This window comes from Limnobacter sp. (genome assembly GCF_043511195.1).
GTDB lineage: Bacteria > Pseudomonadota > Gammaproteobacteria > Burkholderiales > Burkholderiaceae_B > Limnobacter.
This window is the reverse complement of record NZ_CP121330.1, coordinates 1,494,971-1,517,048: the sequence shown is the minus strand read 5'-3', so window position 1 is coordinate 1,517,048 and position 22,078 is coordinate 1,494,971. Positions and strand designations below refer to the sequence as shown.

Below are 22,078 nucleotides of genomic sequence, written 5' to 3'. Positions count from 1 at the left end.
TCAAAGTCTCCGAAAAATAAAATTAGTCAAATAAGTGGTTAATTCAGTAAGCCAATGTGTTCGCCCACGCGAACAATTTTCATGGTGTTGGTTCCACCCGATTTACCAATTGGCTCACCAATGGTGATCACAATCAGATCACCCAACTCAACCACTTTGGCGTCCAGCAAAGCCTGTTCTGATTTCGCCAGCAACACTTCACGGTCCTCAGTTTCGTACTGCATCATGACAGTGCGCACATCGCGGTACATGGACAGGCGACGGCGGGTTTTTTCCTCTGGTGTGAGTGCAAAAATTGGCACGCCACTGTTCAAACGCGATATCCACAATGCTGTTGACCCTGACTGGGTCAACGCGGCAATTGCTTTCACCTCCAGGTGGTGCGCTGTGAACAAGGCCGCCATGGCGATCGATTGATCCACACGTTTGAACTTGCGGTTCAGAAAATCCGCATCCAGGCTAATGGTGGCTGATTTCTCAGCCTCGACACACACGCGAGCCATGGCCACAATTGTTTCTACCGGGAACTTGCCCGCTGCGGTTTCAGCAGACAACATGACCGCATCGGTACCATCAAGTACAGCATTGGCCACATCCGACACTTCAGCACGGGTAGGCACAGGGCTTTCTATCATGCTCTCCATCATTTGTGTTGCCGTGATAGTCAGTTTGTTGGCCTCGCGAGCGGCGCGGATAAGGCGCTTTTGCGCGGCTGGTACCGCTGCATCGCCAATTTCAACTGCCAAATCACCACGGGCTACCATCAAGCCGTCGCAAGAACGAATCAGATCATCGAGGTTCTCAAGCGCCTCACAGCGCTCAATTTTTGCGATCATCATGGCATGTCCACCAGCCGCGCGCGTCAATTCACGGGCCATGTACATGTCGGCACCACTTTTCGGAAAACTGACGGCAATGTAGTCCGCCTCGAAAGACACCGCAGTGCGAATGTCTTCCATGTCTTTTGAAGTTAGCGCGGGAGCAGACAAACCACCGCCCAGCTTGTTAATGCCTTTGCGGTTTTTAAGCACTCCACCCACTTCCGTTTCGCAGAGGATCTGGGTGGGCGTGACCTTCTTGACCTTCAGCACGATTTTGCCATCGTCTAGCAGCAGTGTGTCGCCAGCTTTTACGTCATTCACCAACTCGGGATAATCCAGGCCCACGCGCTCATCATTTCCGGAATCACATTTGGCTTCGAGCACGAAGGGTTGACCATTGACCAAGGTGGCTGACCCATTGGCAAACACACCAATGCGAATTTTTGGACCTTGCAAATCGGCCATCACAGCGATGTCCCGCTTCAAGCGGGCCGCGATTTCACGCACGGTTTTAACCCGGTCAATGTGCTCTTGGGCGGTGCCATGCGAGAAATTGACTCGCACCACATTCATGCCTGCAGCAATCATTCGCTCAAGTACAGCGGGGTCGGTGGATGCAGGCCCCAAAGTAGCCACGATTTTGGTTTGACGGGGTACATACACGTTAGGCACTAATTTGCTCCCTGAGTTAGCCATCAAGCCGCTCTCTGTTGAAGAATTTCCACGGCCGGTAAAGTTTTACCTTCCAGAAATTCAAGGAATGCGCCACCACCGGTGGAAATATAACTGACCTGATCACCAATGTTGTACTTGGAAATGGCGGCCAGTGTATCGCCACCGCCCGCAATTGAAAATGCATTTGATTTTGCAATTGCCATGGCCAAGCGCTCTGTACCTTTGCCAAATTGATCAAACTCGAACACACCCACCGGGCCGTTCCATACAATGGTGCCTGCTTTGTCAAGAATGGCGGCCAGTTCCTCGGCTGTGTTGGGGCCAATGTCGAAGATCATGTCATCGGCTGCCACATCGCCCACTTTCTTGGTCGTAGCGTAGGCTGTTGGAGAGAACTCTTTGCCCACCACCACATCGGTTGGAATGGGCACAGCGGCACCCCGGGCTTTCATGTTGTCGATGATGGTTTTCGCCTCACTCACCAAATCATGCTCCGCCAGTGATTTGCCAATGGGCAAACCCAAAGCAGCCATGAACGTGTTGGCAATGCCGCCGCCCACAATCAGCTGATCTACTTTATTGGCCAGGCTGTTCAGAATTGTCAACTTGGTCGACACCTTTGAACCGGCCACAATGGCCACCATGGGGCGCTTGGGCGCAGAAAGTGCAGCACCCAGTGCATCTAGCTCGGCAGCCAACAAGGGGCCTGCACAGGCCACAGGGGCGTATTGTGCTGCGCCATGTGTGGTGGCTTCCGCGCGGTGGGCGGTGCCAAAGGCATCATTCACGTAAATATCGCAAAGGGCTGCGATCTTCTGGGCCAGTTCGGCGTTGTTCTTCTTCTCGCCTTTGTTGAATCGGCAATTTTCGAGCAGCAACACTTCGCCCGCTTTCACGTCCACGCCATTGACCCAATCTTTAACCAATCGCACAGGGCGATCCAGCAACTCGCCCAGGCGGACAGCCACTTGGGCAAGGCTTAGCTTTTCATCGTACTCACCTTCGGTGGGGCGACCAAAGTGGCTGGTCAACAACAGGGCTGCGTTGTTGTTCAGGCAGTATTCAATGCCGGGCAAGGACGCACGAATACGGGTGTCTTCCGTGATGTTGCCATTTGCATCCACTGGCACGTTAAAATCGACGCGGATCAACACGCGTTTGTTGGATACGTTTTGGTCGGTCAGGCGCAGGAAACGCAACATTGCTGTTCAACTCTCAAGGAAGGTTATTGGAAACAATCCGGAATTATAACGCCCCCAGCCCACTTTTCCTCAGTGTTGCATACTCCTTTGCGATTGGAATATTGGCAATTTCAGGACAACTTTTTGCACCTGACTTTGCGCAGCAAGGGCTTGATTTAATTGACTCATTCTTCATTTATGCATTGTTGGCGCAGTTTACGCACCTGGGCTGGGTACACCTGGGCTTGAACCTCGCCGGTTTGGCTATCGTCACATGGGGCTTTTCAAGCCTGCGCAGCCAGGGTGAATGGCTGTGGATGCAGCTTTTGTCCGTGGTGTGGGTTGCATTTTATTTGGCACAGGTCGAGCCGATCGATTGGTATTGCGGCTTAAGTGGTGCTTTGCATTTTCAACTCACCGCATGCCTGTTACTTGCGCTGCACAGGAGCCCAAACACGCTTCGGCAAAGCTGGCCACTGTGGGTGCTTGGCGCGGGGTTGATGATCAAATTGATACTGGAGTGGAATTCAGGCCCCACCACCGATTCACTGGTGGGCGGGCCAATTGCGTTTGAGGCACACAGGGGCGGCGCCCTGGGGGGTACATTGCTCGGACTGTTTATGATTGGGCAATCGGTTTGGATGAAGTCGAAGCAAGTGCCCTGAACACCCACATCAGCAGTGACATTAACAACAAACCGGGCAAGGTGGTGGAACCCCCGCCCCCGCCACCGCCGTCAACTGCTGAAACCGACGAACTTGAGCCTGAACTGTTGTCAGTGGTGGGTGTTGTCGTGCCGCCCGAGCTGGCGCTGGCCACCGAGGAAGGCGAGCTGCCATCGTCCCCGCTGGCGACCACGCGCAGCGCTGTAAAGCTGCTGTGCGATTCACCAACCGAGTCAGTCACGGTAAGTTGAAAGACCAAATCAGAACTCGACGTTGCCGCGGGTAAATCAACATCGGCGGTCGTTTGCGTGCCGCTCATTAACTGCTCACCCGAAACCTGCGTCCATGCATAAGAAGCAATGCTGCGACCCGCTGTAACACTGCTTGCGGAACCACGCAAACGAACTGGATTCAAACCAGTGGCGCTTTCCTGATACCCACTGGTGCTCAGGCCATTGGCAGAGGCTGAGGCATTGGCCACGGGGCGTGTGCCCTTGGCTGAAGTGACCGCACCAAATGTGTCCAACATTCCTGCTCCACACACTGCGGTGGTGCAATTGCAACTGCCTGAACCCTGATTGACTGTGCAGGTGCTGCTTCTAGGACTCAAGAAGCTTGCGGTGTTGGCCAGAATTTGACTGCGGATTTGGGCCGGAGTCAGTGCAGGGTTGATTGCACGCATCAGACCTGCCGTTGCCGCCACCAGGGGCGCGGCAAACGAAGTACCTGTTTTGCTCACCAAGCTGGCTGAAGTGGGTGTAGTGGTGCCTGAGTTACCCAAACCAACCAAACCGTTGCTGAAACCACCGGGGGCCATCAAGCTGATCGCAGAACCTATTGCACTGTAGCTGGCACGGCTGCCGTCGCGATCAAGGGCCCCAACTGACAACACATTGTTGCAATTGGCTGGGGAATCAACCGAACCGCCGCTGTTGCCCGCTGCGGCCACCACCAAGGTACCCGCTGCATTCACGCGGTCGACCACTGTTTGCTCAAATGAACTGCATGTGGTGGGACTACCCAAACTCAGGTTGATCACATCGGCAGGGTTGGGGTTACGGGGTATGCCGGGCACGTCCAGACCGGCTGACCACAGCATGGCATCCAGCACATCGGACAGCAAACCGCCGCATTTACCAAGCACACGAACCGGCAACACCTTCACGTTCCAGTCAGCGCCAGCCACATCCGAATCACTGTGGGTATTTGCCGCAATTTGGCCAGCAACGAAGGTGCCATGCCAACTCGAATTTTTTACACTACAACCCGAAAATGCAGATGTTTGGGTATCAGCACTGCTGACCCAATTACCAGGATCTGCCGCATTGGCATCACGACCATTGCCGTCATTGGCAGTGGGCACATCCGATACAAAATCGTAGCCGCTGAGCAGTCGACCCTTCAAATCCGGGGTTTCGAACACCACGCCGGTGTCCAAAACGGCCACCACCACGTCGGCGCTGCCACGAACCACATCCCAGGCTTGATCAAATTTTGCGCCCGCTGTGTTAAAGGTAGAGCGTAGTGCCCACTGATTCAAAAAGCTGGGATCGTTGGGTGTCGCGAAAGCCCTGACTGCGCGGTCTTCGATGACAAACTCAACTTCGGGGTCGCTGGCCAGGCGATTCAACATGGCTTGCTGATCACCTGCACGTACGCTGCCACCCCAACGCATCACATGCGTTCCCACCGAACCTGCACGTAACCAGCTTGCATCGATATTGTTTCTGGCCATCACATCGGCAAGGAACTCACCCTCCCTTTCCAATCGGCGCACGGAAGGTGTGCTGCTTAACTCAACCGAGTTCTTCAATTTGATGATGAACTGCCCTGCACCGCCCTGAGCATGGGCTGGCGCGACCAGAAGAATCCAGAGCATCAGCAAAACGGTAGTCACCAGCACACGCAGTGGCGTCAATTTTTGCTTCTTGGAACGGAAGGTCAGCATGGCAGTACTCGCTTATCACAATGGGTTCAGGTTACCCAGCGAGGTGCGCAATCAATTTATTGAAAAGAAAGCAGAACGGAGCCTACTTCTCAGCCACCTCGCCAAGACCCGACGAATACCGCTTTAACGGCATAAAACAAGGCTTTGCGCATAACCAATAGGGGTAGGGACACCCACAAAAGGGAGGGGGTCTGAGGAATTCGGTGACATAAAAAAAACCGGGCTCGAGGCCCGGTTTTTTTGCATGAAGCGCGTATGGAATTACTTGGCGTTCATCAGTGCAACAGTGGTGTCCAACATCCGATTGGAGAAACCCCACTCGTTGTCGTACCAGCTGGATACCTTGACCAGCTTGCCACTCACCTTGGTCAGTGTGGCATCGAACGAACTGGAAGCTGGGTTGTGGTTAAAGTCAATCGACACCAATGGCGCCTCGTTGTACTCCAGCACACCTTTCAATGGGCCTTCGGCAGCAGCTTTCAAAATGCTGTTCACTTCATCAACCGTGGTTTCACGCTTGGCGATGAACGACAAATCAACCATCGACACGTTGATGGTGGGCACGCGAATCGCGTAGCCGTCGAGCTTGCCATTCAATTCTGGCAACACCAAACCAACCGCAGCAGCCGCACCTGTTTTGGTGGGGATCATGCTCATGGTGGCGGAACGGGCGCGGCGCAGGTCTTCGTGGTACACGTCAGTCAACACCTGGTCATTGGTGTAGGCGTGGATGGTGGTCATCAAACCTGTTTCCAAACCAATCACATCATTCAAAGGCTTGACCAGTGGGGCCAAACAGTTGGTGGTGCAAGACGCATTGGAGATCACCGTGTCGGTGCTCTTCAAGACACTGTGGTTTACGCCAAATACAACTGTGGCATCCACGTCTTTGCCGCCAGGTGCGGAAATAATTACTTTCTTGGCACCACCTTTCAGGTGGGCCGATGCTTTTTCTTTGGATGTGAAAAAGCCGGTGCATTCCAGCACAACATCCACACCCAACTCGCCCCAAGGCAGTTCGGCCGGGTTGCGGTTGGCCAGCACCTTGATTTTGTCGCCATTCACAACCATGTAATCGCCATCTACGCTCACGGTGCCGGGGAAACGGCCATGGGCGGTGTCGTACTGGGTCAGGTGGGCGTTGGTTTTGGGATCGCCCAAATCGTTAATCGCCACGATTTGGATGTCGTGTTTTTTGCCACCTTCATAGTGGGCACGCAGTACATTTCGGCCGATGCGGCCATAGCCGTTAATCGCTACGCGAATGGTCATGACAAATCTCCTTGAAAGTAAATCAATTATTGCGTTTTTTAAGCTGTGACCAAGGCCAATGCGGCCTCGGTGAATTTCTCGGTGGTCAACCCAAAGTGCTTGAACAAGGCACCCGCCGGGGCAGACTCACCGAAGGTGCTCATGCCCAGCACAGTGCCCTTCACGCCAGCCTGCGCAATGTACTTGTACCAACCATCGGTCATACCGGCTTCAATCACGGCGATCGGGGCTGTACCCAGCACTTCGGCCTTGTAGGCCGCGGACTGGCGATCAAACACATTGGTTGATGGCATTGAAACCACACGGGCAGCTATGCCTTTCTCGGTCAGTGCTTTTTGCGTGTTCATCGCAATTTCAATTTCTGAACCGGTGGCAATCAGGGTGACCTTGGCGTTTACTGCCTCGGCCAACACATAACCACCCTTGGAGATGGAGTTCAATACAGACTCGGAACGGGCCAGGAAAGGCAGGTTTTGGCGGCTGAACAGCAATGAACTAGGACCGTCTTGGCGCATCACTGCACTGTTCCATGCAGCCATCGATTCAACTGAATCGGCCGGGCGCCACACGTCCATATTGGGCAGCAAACGCAAAGTGGCAGCGTGCTCCACGGGTTGATGGGTTGGGCCGTCTTCACCCAAGCCAATCGAATCGTGGGTGAACACGAAAATATTGCGCTTCTTCATCAGGGCAGCCATACGCAACGCATTGCGGCTGTAATCAGAGAAAGTCAGGAAGGTTGCACCAAAAGGAATGTAACCACCGTGCAGGGCCACACCGTTCAAGGCTGCGCTCATACCAAACTCACGCACACCCCAGTTAATGTGGTTACCCGCAGTAAAACCTTCAGCGTTTCGGCGCACAGCCACGCACTTGGCCCAGTTGGTCAGGTTTGAACCAGTCAGGTCGGCAGAGCCGCCCAGCAATTCGGGCAATTCGGCAGCCAGTAAAGTAATCGCGTTCTGGCTGGCTTTGCGGGTGGCAATGGTTTCACCCTTGGCAGCCACTTCAGCCAGCAGGCGTGCGGCGGTTTGTTCAAACTGATCAGGCAAATCACCGGCCATGCGGCGCTTGAATTCAGCAGCCTTGGCCGGGAATTTTGCGCTGTAGGCATCGAACAACTTGTCCCAGGCTGATTGGCGTGCAGCACCCTCTACCTGAGCATCCCAAGCGTTGTACACCTCGGCAGGAATCTCGAAGGGAGCATGTTCCCAGCCAATGGCGGCGCGGGTGGCGGCAATTTCAGCGTCACCCAGCGGTGCGCCGTGTACTTTGTCGGTGCCGGCCAAATTGGGCGAACCTTCGCCAATATTGGTTTTGCAGCAAATCAGGGTGGGGCCTTTGTCCAGCGCAGCGTTTTGTTTGGCCTGGGCAATGGCGGCATCCACCGCGTCTACATCGTGACCATTCACGTTGGGAATCACGTTCCAGCCATAGGCCTCGAAGCGCTTGGGTGTGTTGTCGGCAAACCAGTGTTCAACTTCACCGTCAATCGAAATGCCGTTGTCGTCGTACATCACGATGAGCTTGGACAAGCCCAAGGTGCCCGCCAACGAGCAGGCTTCGTGGGAAATGCCTTCCATCAGGCAACCGTCGCCCAAGAACACATAGGTGTTGTGATCCACCACCGGGAAGCCGGCTTCGTTGAACTCAGCAGCCAGCAGTTTCTCGGCCAACGCAAAACCCACTGCATTGGCAATACCCTGCCCCAAGGGACCCGTGGTGGTTTCAATACCGGGGGTAATGTCCACTTCGGGGTGGCCCGGTGTTTTAGAATGCAACTGGCGGAAATTCTTCAATTCCTCGATCGGCAGGTCGTAACCGGTCAAGTGCAGCAACGCGTATAGCAGCATGGATCCATGGCCGTTGGACAATACGAAGCGATCGCGATCGGCCCAAAGGGGATTCTGCGGGTTGTGCTTCAAGTGGCGAGCCCAAAGGGCAACGGCGATTTCGGCCATGCCCATAGGCATGCCAGGGTGGCCGGATTTGGCGGCTTGAACTGCATCCATGGCGAGCGCGCGAATCGCGTTGGCCATGTTCTTTGACGGTGAGGACATAGGTATGGGGATTGAGGGTTATGCCTGTGGCAAAGTTGGAAAAAAATGAATTTTATCAAAGCTATCCCAATAAAGCGCGCTCTTGCGGACAAACCATTGAATAAAGACGGGAAAACATGAAACACGACCAAGGCAAGCGTCTACCTCGCTTCCTGCTAGAACACTGCAACAGCGTGGGCCAAGTGCTTGATCTGTCTGACGACTTGATGCATTACGCGTCCAGAGTTTTGCGCCTGCGCGAAGGTGAAGCGCTGCGGGTGTGGAACGGAAAAGGTTGTGAGTACAACGCCACAGTTCACTATGTATCCAAAAAACTGGCGCAAATCCATGTGGGCGAAAAACTGGCAGTGCGCAATACCGAATTGAATCGACAAGTCCATGTATTTCAAGCGCTGCCAGAAGGCGACAAAATGGATTGGGTGCTTGAAAAATGCACAGAATTGGGCGTAGCTGGCTTTCAACCGGTTCAGGCCCAGCGCAGCGTGGTTAAACTGGAAGGTGAGCGGGCTGCCAAAAGGCAAGCCCACTGGGAAAGGGTTGTTTTGGCAGCTAGCCTGCAAAGCGAACGGGAACAACTGCCCTTCGTTGAACCTGTCAGGTCACTTTCCGCAGCCTTGGAATACGCTGCGCAAAGCTGGCCCAACGCGCAAGTGCTTTGGTTTACGCCACAGGCCGAGGAATCGTTGAAAAACTGGTGTCTCGATGCCAAAACTGGTGAGCCTCTTATTGTTTGTGTGGGACCAGAGGGCGGCTGGTCACCCGAGGAAACCAATACGGCAAGGCAGCTTGGTGCCCTACCCCTGAATTTTTCGCGACGCGTGTTGCGAACCGAAACATTTGCAGTGGCCTGCACGGCACAGCTGACAGCCCTGCTAAACCTTGAAGCAAATTGACAACCAGAGAGACGGACATGAGCAGTAACATGAGCAATGAGGCAAGCAATCAAGTGAGCAAGCAGTTCCAATTCAAGAACCCGAGCTTGTTGCAAACCAATCCCTTTGTGTATGGCAGCTTCCATGAATGTGAAAAAGACTTTCCGGTGGACAATCCCTCAACGGGTGAAACCATCGCCCAGGTTGGAAACACATCGATTGCCCTAGCCCACGATGCCATTTTGTGTGCTGAAAAGGCCTTGGCCAGCTGGCGCAACACCACGGCCAAAAGCCGTGCGCAAATGATGCGCAAGTGGTTTGACCTGATTATCGACAATGCCGATGACCTGGCCTTTCTCATGACACTGGAGCAAGGCAAACCGCTTTCAGAAGCCAAAGGCGAGGTAATTTACGGCGCAAGCTTTGTGGAATGGTTTGCCGAACAGGCCAAACGAATTGAAGGCAGTGTGCTGGAATCGCCACAATTGGGCCGTGAATTACTGGTGTTGAAGCAAGGCATTGGCGTGTGCGCAGCCATTACGCCCTGGAATTTTCCGATCGCCATGATCACCCGCAAAGTAGCCCCTGCACTGGCTGCAGGCTGTACAGTAGTGATCAAACCTGCCGAGCAAACCCCGCTCAGCGCGCTGGCCTTGGCTGAGCTGTCGCGTCAAGCAGGAATTCCCGCCGGGGTTCTCAATGTGATCACCGGCGATGCGGACCGTTCCGTGGAAATTGGCAAGGTACTCTGCGAAAGCGATGTGGTTCGAAAACTCACCTTCACGGGCAGCACCGAGGTGGGCCGAATCCTGATGCAACAGTGCGCCCCAACCATCAAAAAGCTCAGCCTTGAACTGGGTGGCCATGCGCCATTCATCGTGTTCGAAGACGCAGATCTGGACAAAGCTGTTGATGGCTTGATCGCGTCTAAATTCCGCAATGCGGGCCAAACCTGCGTGTGCACCAACCGCATTTATGTTCAACGCAGCGTGCAACAGGCTTTTGCAGAAAAACTGCACGCCAAGGTCGCCAAGCTGGAAGTGGGTGATGGCCTGAAGACCAAAGCCAGTATTGGCCCCATGATCGACGACCAAGCGATTGCCAAAGTTCAAAAACATGTGGATGACGCGCTTGCAAAAGGCGCAAAATTGCTGCACGGCGGAAAACCTCATGATTTGGGCGGCCGCTTTTTCCAGCCAACCTTGATCGACAATGCAGACCACCGCATGCTGGTGGCGCAAGAAGAAACCTTTGGCCCACTGGCAGCAATTTTCCCATTCGACACCGAAGAGCAGGCGATCAACTACGCCAACAACACGCCTTACGGCCTGGCCGCCTACTTCTACACCGAGAACTCTGCGCGCACCTTCCGGGTGGGCCGAGCGCTCGAGTACGGCATGGTAGGCATTAATGTGGGCGTATTCTCCAATGAAGTAGGGCCTTTTGGCGGCGTGAAGCAATCGGGCTTGGGGCGAGAAGGCTCTGTGTGGGGCATTGAAGAATTCCTGGAAATGAAGTACCTGTGCATTGGCACGCTCTGAGTTCGAAAGCCCCGGTAACCATTACAATACGGGGCAATCGACGTACAAAAAATTGAATCACGAAGGACACCGGCGCACATGCACAAGAAACCGCTGACGTTTCAACAGGCCATTCTGACCCTGCAAAACTATTGGGACCACCAAGGTTGTGCCTTACTGCAACCTTTCGACATGGAAGTGGGCGCAGGTACCAGCCACACTGCCACATTTTTGCGCGCATTGGGCCCCGAGCCCTGGAATGCAGCCTATGTGCAGCCCTCGCGCCGGCCCAAAGACGGCCGTTACGGCGAAAACCCAAATCGCATGCAGCACTACTATCAGTTCCAGGTGGTGCTAAAGCCTTCGCCCGAAAACATCATTGATTTGTACCTGGGTAGCCTGGAAGCACTGGGTATCGACACCAAGCAAAACGACATTCGTTTCGTTGAAGACAACTGGGAAAACCCAACGTTGGGTGCCTGGGGTCTGGGCTGGGAAGTGTGGTTAAACGGCATGGAGATCACCCAGTTTACCTATTTCCAACAAGTTGGTATTGCGCGCCAATTCTGGGCGAAATCACCTATGGCATTGAACGCCTGACCATGTACCTGCAAGGCAAGGAAAACGTGTACGACCTGGTTTGGACTGAACGCGAAGAAAAAGGCGTGATGAAAACACTGACCTACGGCGATGTGTTTCACCAAAACGAAGTGGAACAATCCACCTACAACTTCGAGCACAGCAATGCCGACATGCTGTTTCGCCACTTCGGCGAATACGAGGCGGAAGCAAAGCACCTGATTGAAGTCGGCCTTGCCCTGCCCGCCTACGAGATGATTCTGAAAGCCGCGCACACCTTCAACTTGCTGGACGCACGCGGTGCCATTTCAGTGACCGAGCGCGCAGCCTACATTGGCCGAATCCGCAATTTGTCGCGTGCCGTGGCGCAAGCCTACTTTGATTCACGCGAAAAGCTGGGTTTCCCAATGTGCGATACCCCCAATACACAAGCCGCCTAAAACACGTGAGACCCATGAATTCAACACTACTGGTTGAGCTGTTTACCGAAGAGCTCCCACCCAAAGCACTGCAAACACTGGGCAACGCATTCTCTGAATTGCTCAGCAAAACCCTGCGCGATGAAGGCCATCTTTCTGATTCCAGCGTGATCGAGGGCTTTGCCAGTCCACGCCGTTTGGCCTGCCGCATTACCAACGTGGCCGCAATCAGCCCCGAGAAAAAAATTCAGGAACGTTTGCTGCCCGCGAAAATTGGCCTGGATGCGAACGGCCAACCCACGCCACCCTTGCAGAAAAAACTGGATTCCCTGGGAATGGGTGCGATCAGTGTGGATCAACTGGAAACCATCAATGACGGCAAGCAAGATGTATTGCACATTTCACGCACGCAAGCGGGCAAGGCACTTGATGAATCGATGAACAAAGCGCTCGAAGCTGCCACCACCAAGCTGCCCATTCCAAAAGTAATGAGTTACCAGCGCCCCGATGGCAGCACCGTGCATTTTGTACGCCCTGCCCACCGCTTGATTTGCCTGCATGGCAACCACGTAGTGCCCGCGCAAGTGCTGGGTTTGGAAAGCGACCGCATCACCTTGGGTCACCGTTTCCTGAGCAGCGGCGTGGTGAACATTGCCAGCGCCGACAGCTATGAAGCGCAACTTGAAACCGAAGGCAAAGTAATGGCCAGTTTCGAGAAACGCAAAGCCGCCATTGAAAAAGCCCTGAATGATCAAGCTGCAGGCGACAAAGTGGTGCAGCCCGAAGACTTGGTCAACGAAGTGTGTGCTCTGGTTGAATGGCCCGTGGTGTACGAAGCCGGTTTCGAAAAAGAATTTCTGGAAGTGCCGCAAGAGTGTTTGATTCTGACCATGCAGGCCAACCAGAAGTACTTTGCCATTACCGACCAGAATGGCAAGATGAAAAACCGCTTCTTGCTGGTTTCAAACCTGCTGACGCACACCCCCGAACTGATCACAACAGGCAACGAACGCGTGTTGCGCGCACGTTTGGCCGACGCGAAATTCTTCTTCGATCAAGATCGTAAAAAATCACTGGAAAGCCGCTTGCCCGGCTTGGCCAACGTGGTGTACCACAACAAGCTGGGTACACAGAAAGACCGCAATGGCCGCCTGGTTGAACTGGCTGCAGCGCTTGCCCCAGTGTGCGGCGCCAATGTGGAGCAAGCCAAGCGCGCAGCAATGCTGTGCAAAGCCGACCTGCTGACCGACATGGTTGGCGAGTTCCCCGAACTGCAAGGCAATATGGGCGAACATTACGCCCGGCACGATGGCGAACACGCCGATGTAGCCCAGGCAATTGCTGACCATTACAGCCCCCGCTTTGCTGGCGACCAATTGCCCCGCAACCCGGTGGGTGTGGCTGCTGCGCTGGCCGACAAACTGGAAACCCTCGTGGGCATTTACAGCATCGGCTTAATCCCCACTGGGGACAAAGACCCCTTTGCATTACGTCGCCACGCCTTGGGCGTGATTCGAATGGTGATCGAAAAAAATCTGAAACTGGATTTAATTGATGCACTGAACAAGGCCAGCAGCCTGTTCACAGAATTTCCCGACTTCAAACAAAGCGTGGAAGGCATTGCCGGCTTTATTCAAGACCGACTGCGTGGCTACCTGAAAGACCAGGGCTACTCCACCGCCGAGGTTGAGTCGGTGCTTAGCCAGAATCCAAGCCAGTTTGCCGACTTGCCCAAACGCCTGGAAGCTGTGCGTGCTTTCTCGCAACTACCGGAATCGCAGGCATTGGCAGCTGCCAACAAGCGAATCACCAATATTTTGAAGAAGACAGAAGTCACTTCTTCCAAGGTGGACGCAACCCTGTTGCAAGTCGATGCCGAAAAAGCACTGGCCGCACAAGTCAAAGAAGTGGAACCAAGCGCCACCAAGGCATTCGAGCAAGGGGACTATCAACAGGCACTGCTGGTTCTCGCGCCCTTGAAGGCCAATGTAGACGCCTTCTTTGAAAACGTGATGGTGATGGACAACAATGAAGCACTAAAAAACAACCGCCTCGCCTTGTTGAAACACATGCATGGTTTGATGAACCGCGTGGCCGACATTTCACAATTGGCCGCTTAAGACCTGAACACTGAGCAAGGACAAGCCCATGAAACTCATCGTGCTGGATCGGGATGGCGTCATCAACGAAGACTCGGATGAATACATCAAATCAGTGGATGAGTGGATCCCCATTCAAGGCAGCATGGAAGCCATCGCACGGTTGAACTGCGGCGGTTATCGGGTGGTGGTAGCCACCAACCAAAGTGGTATTTCGCGCGGTATGTTCGATCTTGAAACCCTGTCAGCCATGCACAAAAAAATGCATGATCTCGCAGGCCAGGCAGGCGGCCATATCGAGGGCATATTCTTCTGCCCGCATGGCCCTGACGACAAATGCAACTGCCGCAAACCCAAACCCGGGCTGTTTCAGGAAATTCAGGCACGCACTGGTTTTAATCTTGAAGGTGTGCCTTGCGTGGGCGACTCGCTACGCGACCTGCAAGCAGGTAGCAGCCAGGGCTGCAGCACATTCTTGGTAAAAACAGGCAAAGGAAAAAAAACCCTGGAAAAAAGCAAAGAAGAATTGCCCAAAGGCACCTTGGTGTTCGACAATCTGACAGCTGTCGCCGAGCACTTGGTGCCTGACGATCCTTTCGCAAACAATCGATAACAACTAAAACTTTTCGGAGGCCTGTGGTGAGATCCGTCATTGGTTCTATCCTGTTTTTCGTCTACGTGGTGGTGTACACGCCCATTCATGCGACCTTGCTGCTGCTGGTTTCACCATTTATCTCAATTCGCAACCGCTATGTGTTTGCCTGTTGGTGGAATGCCTTGAACATTGAAATGTTGCGCCTGCTGTGCAACATTCAATACAAAGTAGAGGGCATGGAACACCTGCCCAATACCGGCGCAATCATTCTGGCCAAACACCAGTCGGCCTGGGAAACTTTTGGCATCCCCGCACGCCTGTTGCCACGCCAACTTTGCCTGGTTTACAAAAAAGAACTTCAATACGTGCCCTTTTTTGGCTGGGCCTTGTGGGTATTGCGCATGGTGCCTATTGATCGGAAAAATGGCGTTGAAGCTTTTGAGCAGGTCAAAACCATGGCCGGGCAACGCATGAAAGAAGGCGCCTGGATGATGTTTTTCCCTGAAGGTACACGCGTTCCTGTGGGTTACAAACGCCGCTATAAAACCGGCGGTACGCGCCTTGCAGTTGCAACAGGTACACCAGTGGTGCCAGTAGCGCACGATGCTGGCGAATACTGGAAGCGCAAAGGATTTTTCAAGAAGGCCGGCACAGTGACCTTGCGATTTGGCCCGCCCATTTCACCTGAAGGGCATGATGCCCAAAGCCTGATGGACGTGGTCGAAGAATGGATTGAAAACGAAATGCACAAAATCAGCCCACACCGCTACACCAGCGCTGAAACACCACTGGTGGGTAAAGGCGACCAATAAACCATGCGATTAACAGCAGCACCCAGCCCCACTGAAGTTCGCAGCATTGAACTGCCGTGGGGTTTGTGCAGCTATATTCTGAAACGCAGTAAACGCAAATCGGTCGGCTTTCTAATCGGCGATCATGGCCTGCAAATTTCGGCCCCCCTTCGGCTTTCTATCTCCGAACTCCAAAGCATCATCGCCTCCAAATCTACGTGGATCGAAAAACGCCTAAGACAATGGGAAACGCGAAGCAAACAGACAATTTCCTTGTCAAGCTTGCTCGATGAAAGTAAACCGATTCCGATTCGAGGCGAGCCCTACCAAATTGAAACCTTGCCAGCACGCAGCAAACCCATGCTGAATCCCTGGACAAAAAGCATTGCCCTGCCCGCTTGCGAAAATAGCGTGCAGCGAGACAAGGCCATTGAAAAATTATTGAAATCACATGCCAAAGAAGTGTTCACGCACATGGCCACCAAACTGTTTGAACGCCAGGCAGCGGCGCAGCGTTTGCCTCATTTCTCAATTCATTTGAGTAGCCCAAGTTCACGCTGGGGGAGTTGCAACAGCAAACGCGAAGTGCGCCTGAATTGGCGTCTGGTGCATTACCCGCCGCAACTGATCGAATATGTGATCGCACACGAACTGGCTCACCTTGTTGAAATGAATCACAGCGCGCGCTTTTGGGCTGTGGTTGAAAGCCTGATGCCCGATTACCAAACACCCCACAAAGCGCTGTCCAGAATGAACCCTGCCGAGGTACCCGTATTATGAGAATTCTTCACACCATGCTGCGCGTTGGCGACCTTCAACGCTCCATAAATTTCTACACGCAGGTCATGGGCATGAACCTGATCAGGACCACCGAACGACCCGATCAAGGTTATTCCTTGGCTTTTGTTGGCTATGGCAACGAACAAGACGGCGCTGTCCTTGAATTGACCTACAACCACGGTGTGGATAGCTACGATTTGGGCACTGCGTACGGCCACATTGCAATCGCAGTCAACAACGCTTACACACAATGCGAGCGAATTACCTCAGCTGGCGGAACAGTGACGCGCCCCGCCGGACCAGTGAAAGGTGGGAGTACCGTGATTGCGTTTGTTGAAGACCCTGATGGCTACAAAATTGAATTAATACAAATATCGCAATCACATTGATTTCAATACATAAAAGCCCTTGCATTTCCACAAGGCACGCAAGGCCTTACGGCCCACTTTGACAAACAGAAGTCAAGTAAAAAATTTCCGGTTTTTTCCTGATTTGGGCTCGAATAAAATCGCCCTGCCCGTTACAATGGGCTGCTCGAAATTTGCTTAAATTTTGTGCAACGTGCGCATCGCCCATTTAACACTTCCAAACAATCTGTTCCTTGCTCCAATGGCAGGTGTAACCGATCGTCCCTTCCGCCAGTTGTGCAAAAAACTGGGCGCGGGTCATGCTGTGTCGGAAATGGCCGCGAGCAACCCTGCACTGTGGAAAACAGACAAAAGCACGCGCAGGTTGAACCACTACGGCGAAACAAAACCAATTGCTGTTCAAATTGCTGGCGCCGACCCGGAAATGATGGCACATGCCGCCGCCTACAACATTGAACGCGGCGCGCAAATCATCGACATCAACATGGGTTGCCCGGCCAAAAAAGTGTGTGCGGTTGCTGCGGGCTCTGCCTTGCTGCAAAACGAAGGTTTGGTCGAACGCATTTTGAAAGCAGTGCACGCCGAATGTGAACAACGCGGTGTGCCCCTTACTTTGAAGTACCGCACCGGTTGGTCACCCGAACACAAGAATGCAATACACATTGCGCAAATGGCGCAGTCTGTTGGTGTGTCGCTTCTCACACTTCATGGTCGTACGCGCGCTTGCGGTTACACGGGCGACGCGGAATACGACACCATCAAGGCCGTGAAGCAGGCCGTCAACATCCCAGTGATCGCGAACGGTGACATCACCAGCCCCGAGAAGGCGAAATTTGTCTTGGATTACACGGGTGCAGATGGCCTCATGATCGGTCGGGCCGCACAAGGCAATCCCTGGATTTTTAGAGAAGTGCTGCATTACCTGAAAACGGGTGAACGCATTGATCCACCCACACTTGAAGAAGCCCATGAAGTCATGATGCATCACTTGCGTGATCACCATGAATTTTATGGAGAGAAAACGGGCCTGCTCACCGCCCGAAAGCATTTGCAGTGGTATCTTTGCGGCCCAGCCGGAAAAAACAACACCGTGGTCGACCAACTGATGTTGGCGCAAACCACAAGCGAACAATTGCGCATTGTTGATGAATTTTTTCTGAACTGGTTATCAAGCGGCCAGCAGTACTTCGCCGCTGCAAACGATTCACTCCAACCAACACCAAGAAGAAGATTGGCAGCATGAAACCCAATGACAGTGATCTAAGTCCCATCACCATTTCAGAGTGCATACGCAGCAATCTGGACAAGTTCTTTAACGACCTTGAAGGTGAATGTGCCAAGTCGGTATACGACATGGTGTTGTCTGCAGTTGAGCGCCCCATGCTGGAAGTGGTCATGGAAAAAGCCAACATGAACCAAACCATCGCAAGCCAGATGCTGGGTATTAATCGCAACACCCTGCGCAAAAAACTGCAACAGCACGGCCTCATCTGATTTTTAATTTTTACCGACCGCTTAACAACCGGCCCCCGATACCATGACATCAAATCCAACCATCAAACGCGCGCTACTCAGCGTGTCCGACAAAACCGGCATTCTTGAATTGGCCAAAGCACTGGCTGACCAAGGCGTGGAAATTTTGTCCACAGGCGGAACCGCCAAATTGCTCGCCGAGAAAGGACTCGTGGTCAAAGAGGTCAGCAGCCACACTGGTTTCCCGGAAATCATGGATGGCCGTGTCAAAACTCTGCACCCAAAAATTCACGGCGGTATTTTGGCGCGTCGCGATTTGCAAAGTCACCTGGACGCCATGGAAGAGCATGGCATTGGCGCAATCGATTTGGTGGCTGTGAATCTGTACCCCTTCGACAAAGCCACCGCCGGCGACAACGTGAAGCTGGAAGATGCGATTGAGAACATCGACATTGGTGGCCCCGCCATGGTGCGTGCCTCTGCGAAAAACTACACCGGTGTCACCATCATTGTCGACCCGGCTGATTACGGCAAAGTGATCGATGAAATCAAAAGCAACGATGGCGCAACCACGCTGAAAACACGCAGTGGTCTGGCGGCCAAAGCCTATGCGCACACCGCACGTTACGATGGTGCAATTGCTGCATTCCTGACCAGCCTGCAAGGCACCGAAGGCGCACTGGAAGACACACCCACACGCATTGAATACCCGGAAGTGCTCAGCATGCAGTTTCACAAAGTGCAAGACATGCGCTACGGTGAAAACCCACATCAAAGTGCCGCCTTTTACCGCGAGGCAAAAGCACCCGTGGGCCTGTTGGCCAACTACCGCCAACTGCAAGGCAAGGAACTCAGCTTCAACAATATTGCTGATTCCGACGCAGCCTGGGAATGTGTAAAAACCTTCGATGCCCCCGCCTGCGTCATCATCAAACACGCCAACCCTTGCGGTGTGGCCGTGGCCGAAGGCCCGTTGAACGCCTATCACAAAGCGTTCAAAACAGACCCCACCTCCGCATTTGGCGGCATCATCGCTTTTAATCGCCCAGTCGATGAAGCCACGGCACAGGCCGTTGCAAAACAGTTTGTTGAAGTGGTGATTGCGCCCGCGTTCGACGAAGCCGCACGCGCCGTATTCTTTGCCAAGCAAAATGTTCGATTGCTGGAAATTCCTGTGGAAACCGGCATGCACAAGTTTGATTACAAACGCGTGGGCGGCGGTTTGCTGGTACAAAGCCCCGATGAACGCAATGTGCTGCAAAGCGAAATTAAAGTGGTCAGCAAACGCCAGCCCACCGAGCAGCAATGGGCAGATTTGATGTTTGCCTGGCGCTGCGCGAAGTTCGTGAAAAGCAATGCCATCGTATTCTGCAAAGACGGCATGACCATGGGTGTTGGCGCAGGCCAAATGAGCCGTGTCGATTCTGCACGTATCGCATCCATCAAGGCACAGAATGCAGGCCTTACTCTGGCTGACAGCGCTGTTTCATCCGATGCGTTCTTTCCCTTCCGCGATGGTTTGGACGTGGTGATCGACGCAGGCGCAAGCTGCGTCATTCAACCTGGTGGCTCCATGCGCGACGACGAAGTCATTGCGGCTGCGAATGAGCGTGACATTGTCATGGTGCTTACTGGTGTGCGCCATTTCCGCCACTAAACGCATCACGCCCCCTACCCTACCGTGATGCGTATCCTTGGCATAGACCCAGGCCTGCGCATCACCGGTTACGGCGTGGTCGACATCATTGAAAGCCAGCAAATTTATGTGGCCAGTGGCGTGATCCGTTCCAATTCCGATGCTTCCCTGCCCGACCGTTTGCACACCCTGTTTTCGGGTTTGTGTGAACTGGCGGAACTGTATAAACCCCAAGTGGCCGTGGTTGAAAAAGTGTTTGTGAACGTGAACCCGCAATCTACCTTGCTACTGGGGCAAGCACGCGGCGCGGTGCTTACTGCGCTCACTCACAGCGGTTTGGCAGTAACCGAATACACGGCGCTGCAAATCAAGCAAGCCATTGTTGGGCACGGCAAAGCCAATAAAGAACAGGTACAGGAAATGGTCAAACGCCTTCTAAAACTACCTGCCCACCCTTCAGCCGATGCAGCCGACGCACTGGCCGCCGCATTAACGCACGCGCAAAGCAGCAAACTGCTGGGTGCACTGGCAGCCAAAGACCTGCCCACCAGTATTTTCAAAACTCGCACTCGAAAGGGCCGCACGAGCTGGAAATGAAATCGCTTGGCGTATAATCAATTTCAGTTTACTGTGTATAAAAACAGTGTGGAGACGCTCCAATGATTGGTCGCCTGAAAGGCACTTTGCTTGAAAAAAACGCCCCGTGGATTTTGCTCGACGTGCAAGGCGTGGGCTACGAATTGCAGGTGCCCATGAGCACACTGTTCAACCTGCCCGAAATCAACGCAAGTTGCACGCTGTTAACCCACCTTGTTGTTCGCGAGGACGCGCATACCCTCTACGGCTTTCAAAACATTGCTGAAAAAAACCTGTTCAAAACCTTGATCAAGGTTTCCGGCATTGGGCCGCGCACCGCATTGGCCATTTTGTCATCCATTTCCACCAACGACTTTTTGCTTGCCGTGCAAAGTCAGGAAACGGCGCGTTTGGTAAAAATCCCCGGCATTGGCAAAAAAACTGCCGAGCGTTTGTTGCTTGAACTGAAAGGTCAAATCGTCGCTTTGGGCGGCACCGCGAACATTGCAGAAGGCATGCCATTGTCTGGCAGCAATCAAAGCGAAGTTGTTCAAGCCCTGTGTGCCTTGGGTTATTCTGACAAAGAAGCAGCGCTGGCCTGCAAAGGCCTGCCCGAGGGCACCAGTGTTACCGATGGCCTGAAACTGGCCCTGCGCAATTTGTCGAAAGGCTAACAGAGAACACCCACAATGATTGAACCCGATCGCCTGATCAGCCCCACCAAAACCACACATGCCGAAGAAGCGTTCGAGCGCGCCCTGCGCCCCAAGCATTTGGACGAGTATGTGGGGCAACAAAAAATTCGCGATCAACTCGACATTTTTATTGCTGCTGCACGCGCACGCAAGGAAGCGCTTGATCATGTGCTTCTGTTTGGTCCACCCGGTTTGGGCAAAACCACTTTGGCGCATATTTTGGCCCGTGAAATGGGCGTGAATCTGCGTCAAACCTCTGGCCCGGTGCTTGAACGCCCTGGCGACTTGGCAGCGTTGCTGACCAACCTCGAAGCCAATGACGTGTTGTTCATCGATGAAATTCACAGGCTTTCGCCCGTGGTCGAGGAAATTTTGTACCCGGCGCTGGAAGACTATCAAATCGACATCATGATCGGCGAAGGCCCCGCCGCACGCAGCGTGAAACTTGATTTACAACCTTTCACGCTGGTGGGTGCCCCCACCCGTGCAGGCATGCTGACCAATCCGTTGCGCGACCGTTTTGGCATTGTTTCACGGCTCGAGTTTTACTCGCCCGAAGAATTGTCCCGGATCGTTGCACGCTCAGCCAGCTTGCTGGACACACCTGCCGAGGCCAGTGGTTGCCTTGAAATTGCCCGCCGATCACGCGGTACACCACGTATTGCCAACCGGCTGTTACGCCGAGTGCGCGACTATGCCCAAGTGAAAGCTGATGGGGTAATTACAGCTGAAGTGGCCGATGCGGCACTGGTAATGCTTGATGTCGACAAAGTGGGCCTGGATCCCATGGACCGCCGCTTGCTGGAGACCATCATTCACAAATTTGGTGGTGGACCTGTTGGCCTTGAAAGCGTGGCGGCCGCCATTGGCGAAGAAAAAGACACCATTGAAGACGTGCTGGAGCCCTACCTGATCCAGCAAGGCTACATTCAACGCACGCCGCGTGGGCGAATTGCCACGCTGAACACCTACGCACATTTTGGTCTGACTGCACCGGCCAGTTTGGCAGGTACGCATGCGGCGAATGTGCAGCAAGGCGACCTGCTGTAACAC

Annotated in this window: 19 protein-coding genes and 1 pseudogene; 15 read left to right on the top strand and 5 right to left on the bottom strand. The window is 53.7% G+C overall.

From position 1 onward, the window contains the following. Positions 1–38 precede the first annotated feature (38 nt). Both pyk and P0D43_RS07230 read right to left on the bottom strand, forming a co-directional pair. Positions 39–1,517, bottom strand: coding sequence for a pyruvate kinase (pyk, locus tag P0D43_RS07235; RefSeq protein ID WP_394673626.1), 1,479 nt, complete (start codon positions 1,515–1,517; stop codon positions 39–41). Further along, on the bottom strand, positions 1,517–2,698 hold the full coding sequence (locus P0D43_RS07230) for a phosphoglycerate kinase (RefSeq protein WP_394673625.1): 1,182 nt from the start codon (positions 2,696–2,698) through the stop codon (positions 1,517–1,519). Before P0D43_RS07230 ends, pyk begins: the two co-directional genes overlap by 1 nt. A gap of 101 nt (positions 2,699–2,799) precedes the next feature. Between P0D43_RS07230 and P0D43_RS07225 the strand changes: the two genes are divergently transcribed. Further along, positions 2,800–3,342, top strand: coding sequence for a rhomboid family intramembrane serine protease (locus P0D43_RS07225; protein WP_394673624.1), 543 nt, complete (start codon positions 2,800–2,802; stop codon positions 3,340–3,342). Here the strand turns inward: P0D43_RS07225 and P0D43_RS07220 are convergent. From P0D43_RS07220 to tkt, 3 genes are all read right to left on the bottom strand, one after another. Further along, a complete protein-coding gene (locus P0D43_RS07220) occupies positions 3,296–5,290 on the bottom strand; it encodes a S8 family peptidase (RefSeq protein WP_159568298.1) in 1,995 nt (664 codons plus the stop codon). The two genes, P0D43_RS07225 and P0D43_RS07220, sit on opposite strands and share 47 nt — an antisense overlap. A 261-nt stretch (positions 5,291–5,551) precedes the next feature. Further along, positions 5,552–6,562, bottom strand: a complete 1,011-nt coding sequence (gene gap, locus P0D43_RS07215; protein ID WP_341236265.1) for a type I glyceraldehyde-3-phosphate dehydrogenase — start codon at positions 6,560–6,562, stop codon at positions 5,552–5,554. Between the two features lie 38 nt (positions 6,563–6,600). Then, complete coding sequence (gene tkt / locus P0D43_RS07210) at positions 6,601–8,601, bottom strand: transketolase (RefSeq protein WP_236550780.1); 2,001 nt, start codon at positions 8,599–8,601, stop codon at positions 6,601–6,603. Between the two features lie 137 nt (positions 8,602–8,738). Between tkt and P0D43_RS07205 the strand changes: the two genes are divergently transcribed. From P0D43_RS07205 to ruvB, 14 genes and pseudogenes are all read left to right on the top strand, one after another. Beyond that, positions 8,739–9,515, top strand: a complete 777-nt coding sequence (locus P0D43_RS07205; RefSeq protein WP_394673623.1) for a 16S rRNA (uracil(1498)-N(3))-methyltransferase — start codon at positions 8,739–8,741, stop codon at positions 9,513–9,515. A gap of 17 nt (positions 9,516–9,532) precedes the next feature. Then, a complete protein-coding gene (locus P0D43_RS07200; protein WP_394673622.1) occupies positions 9,533–11,035 on the top strand; it encodes an NAD-dependent succinate-semialdehyde dehydrogenase in 1,503 nt (500 codons plus the stop codon). 78 nt (positions 11,036–11,113) lie between these two features. Continuing rightward, positions 11,114–12,033: pseudogene (gene glyQ / locus P0D43_RS07195) on the top strand (glycine--tRNA ligase subunit alpha). 14 nt (positions 12,034–12,047) lie between these two features. Then, a complete protein-coding gene (glyS, locus tag P0D43_RS07190; protein WP_394673621.1) occupies positions 12,048–14,132 on the top strand; it encodes a glycine--tRNA ligase subunit beta in 2,085 nt (694 codons plus the stop codon). 28 nt (positions 14,133–14,160) lie between these two features. Then, positions 14,161–14,724, top strand: a complete 564-nt coding sequence (gmhB, locus tag P0D43_RS07185; protein WP_394673620.1) for a D-glycero-beta-D-manno-heptose 1,7-bisphosphate 7-phosphatase — start codon at positions 14,161–14,163, stop codon at positions 14,722–14,724. 26 nt (positions 14,725–14,750) lie between these two features. Next, positions 14,751–15,518, top strand: a complete 768-nt coding sequence (locus tag P0D43_RS07180) for a 1-acyl-sn-glycerol-3-phosphate acyltransferase (RefSeq protein WP_236550779.1) — start codon at positions 14,751–14,753, stop codon at positions 15,516–15,518. Between the two features lie 3 nt (positions 15,519–15,521). Next, positions 15,522–16,277, top strand: coding sequence for a SprT family zinc-dependent metalloprotease (locus P0D43_RS07175; RefSeq protein ID WP_341236271.1), 756 nt, complete (start codon positions 15,522–15,524; stop codon positions 16,275–16,277). Then, positions 16,274–16,666: a lactoylglutathione lyase gene (gene gloA / locus P0D43_RS07170; protein WP_159568290.1), complete on the top strand. Its 393-nt coding sequence runs from the start codon at positions 16,274–16,276 to the stop codon at positions 16,664–16,666. Before P0D43_RS07175 ends, gloA begins: the two co-directional genes overlap by 4 nt. A 172-nt stretch (positions 16,667–16,838) precedes the next feature. After that, positions 16,839–17,888, top strand: a complete 1,050-nt coding sequence (dusB, locus tag P0D43_RS07165) for a tRNA dihydrouridine synthase DusB (protein WP_341236272.1) — start codon at positions 16,839–16,841, stop codon at positions 17,886–17,888. Next, positions 17,885–18,139, top strand: coding sequence for a Fis family transcriptional regulator (locus P0D43_RS07160; protein ID WP_159568288.1), 255 nt, complete (start codon positions 17,885–17,887; stop codon positions 18,137–18,139). The genes dusB and P0D43_RS07160 overlap by 4 nt, the downstream gene beginning before the upstream one ends. A 43-nt stretch (positions 18,140–18,182) precedes the next feature. Continuing rightward, positions 18,183–19,775 carry a bifunctional phosphoribosylaminoimidazolecarboxamide formyltransferase/IMP cyclohydrolase gene (purH, locus tag P0D43_RS07155; RefSeq protein ID WP_394673619.1) on the top strand — a complete coding sequence of 531 codons (1,593 nt, stop codon included), beginning with the start codon at positions 18,183–18,185 and terminating at the stop codon, positions 19,773–19,775. Positions 19,776–19,802: 27 nt separating this feature from the next. Then, positions 19,803–20,351, top strand: a complete 549-nt coding sequence (gene ruvC / locus P0D43_RS07150; protein ID WP_159569561.1) for a crossover junction endodeoxyribonuclease RuvC — start codon at positions 19,803–19,805, stop codon at positions 20,349–20,351. A 62-nt stretch (positions 20,352–20,413) separates the two neighbouring features. Beyond that, positions 20,414–21,004 carry a Holliday junction branch migration protein RuvA gene (gene ruvA / locus P0D43_RS07145; RefSeq protein ID WP_159568286.1) on the top strand — a complete coding sequence of 197 codons (591 nt, stop codon included), beginning with the start codon at positions 20,414–20,416 and terminating at the stop codon, positions 21,002–21,004. Positions 21,005–21,019: 15 nt separating this feature from the next. Next, positions 21,020–22,075, top strand: a complete 1,056-nt coding sequence (gene ruvB, locus P0D43_RS07140) for a Holliday junction branch migration DNA helicase RuvB (protein WP_394673618.1) — start codon at positions 21,020–21,022, stop codon at positions 22,073–22,075. The last annotated feature ends 3 nt before the right edge of the window (positions 22,076–22,078 follow it).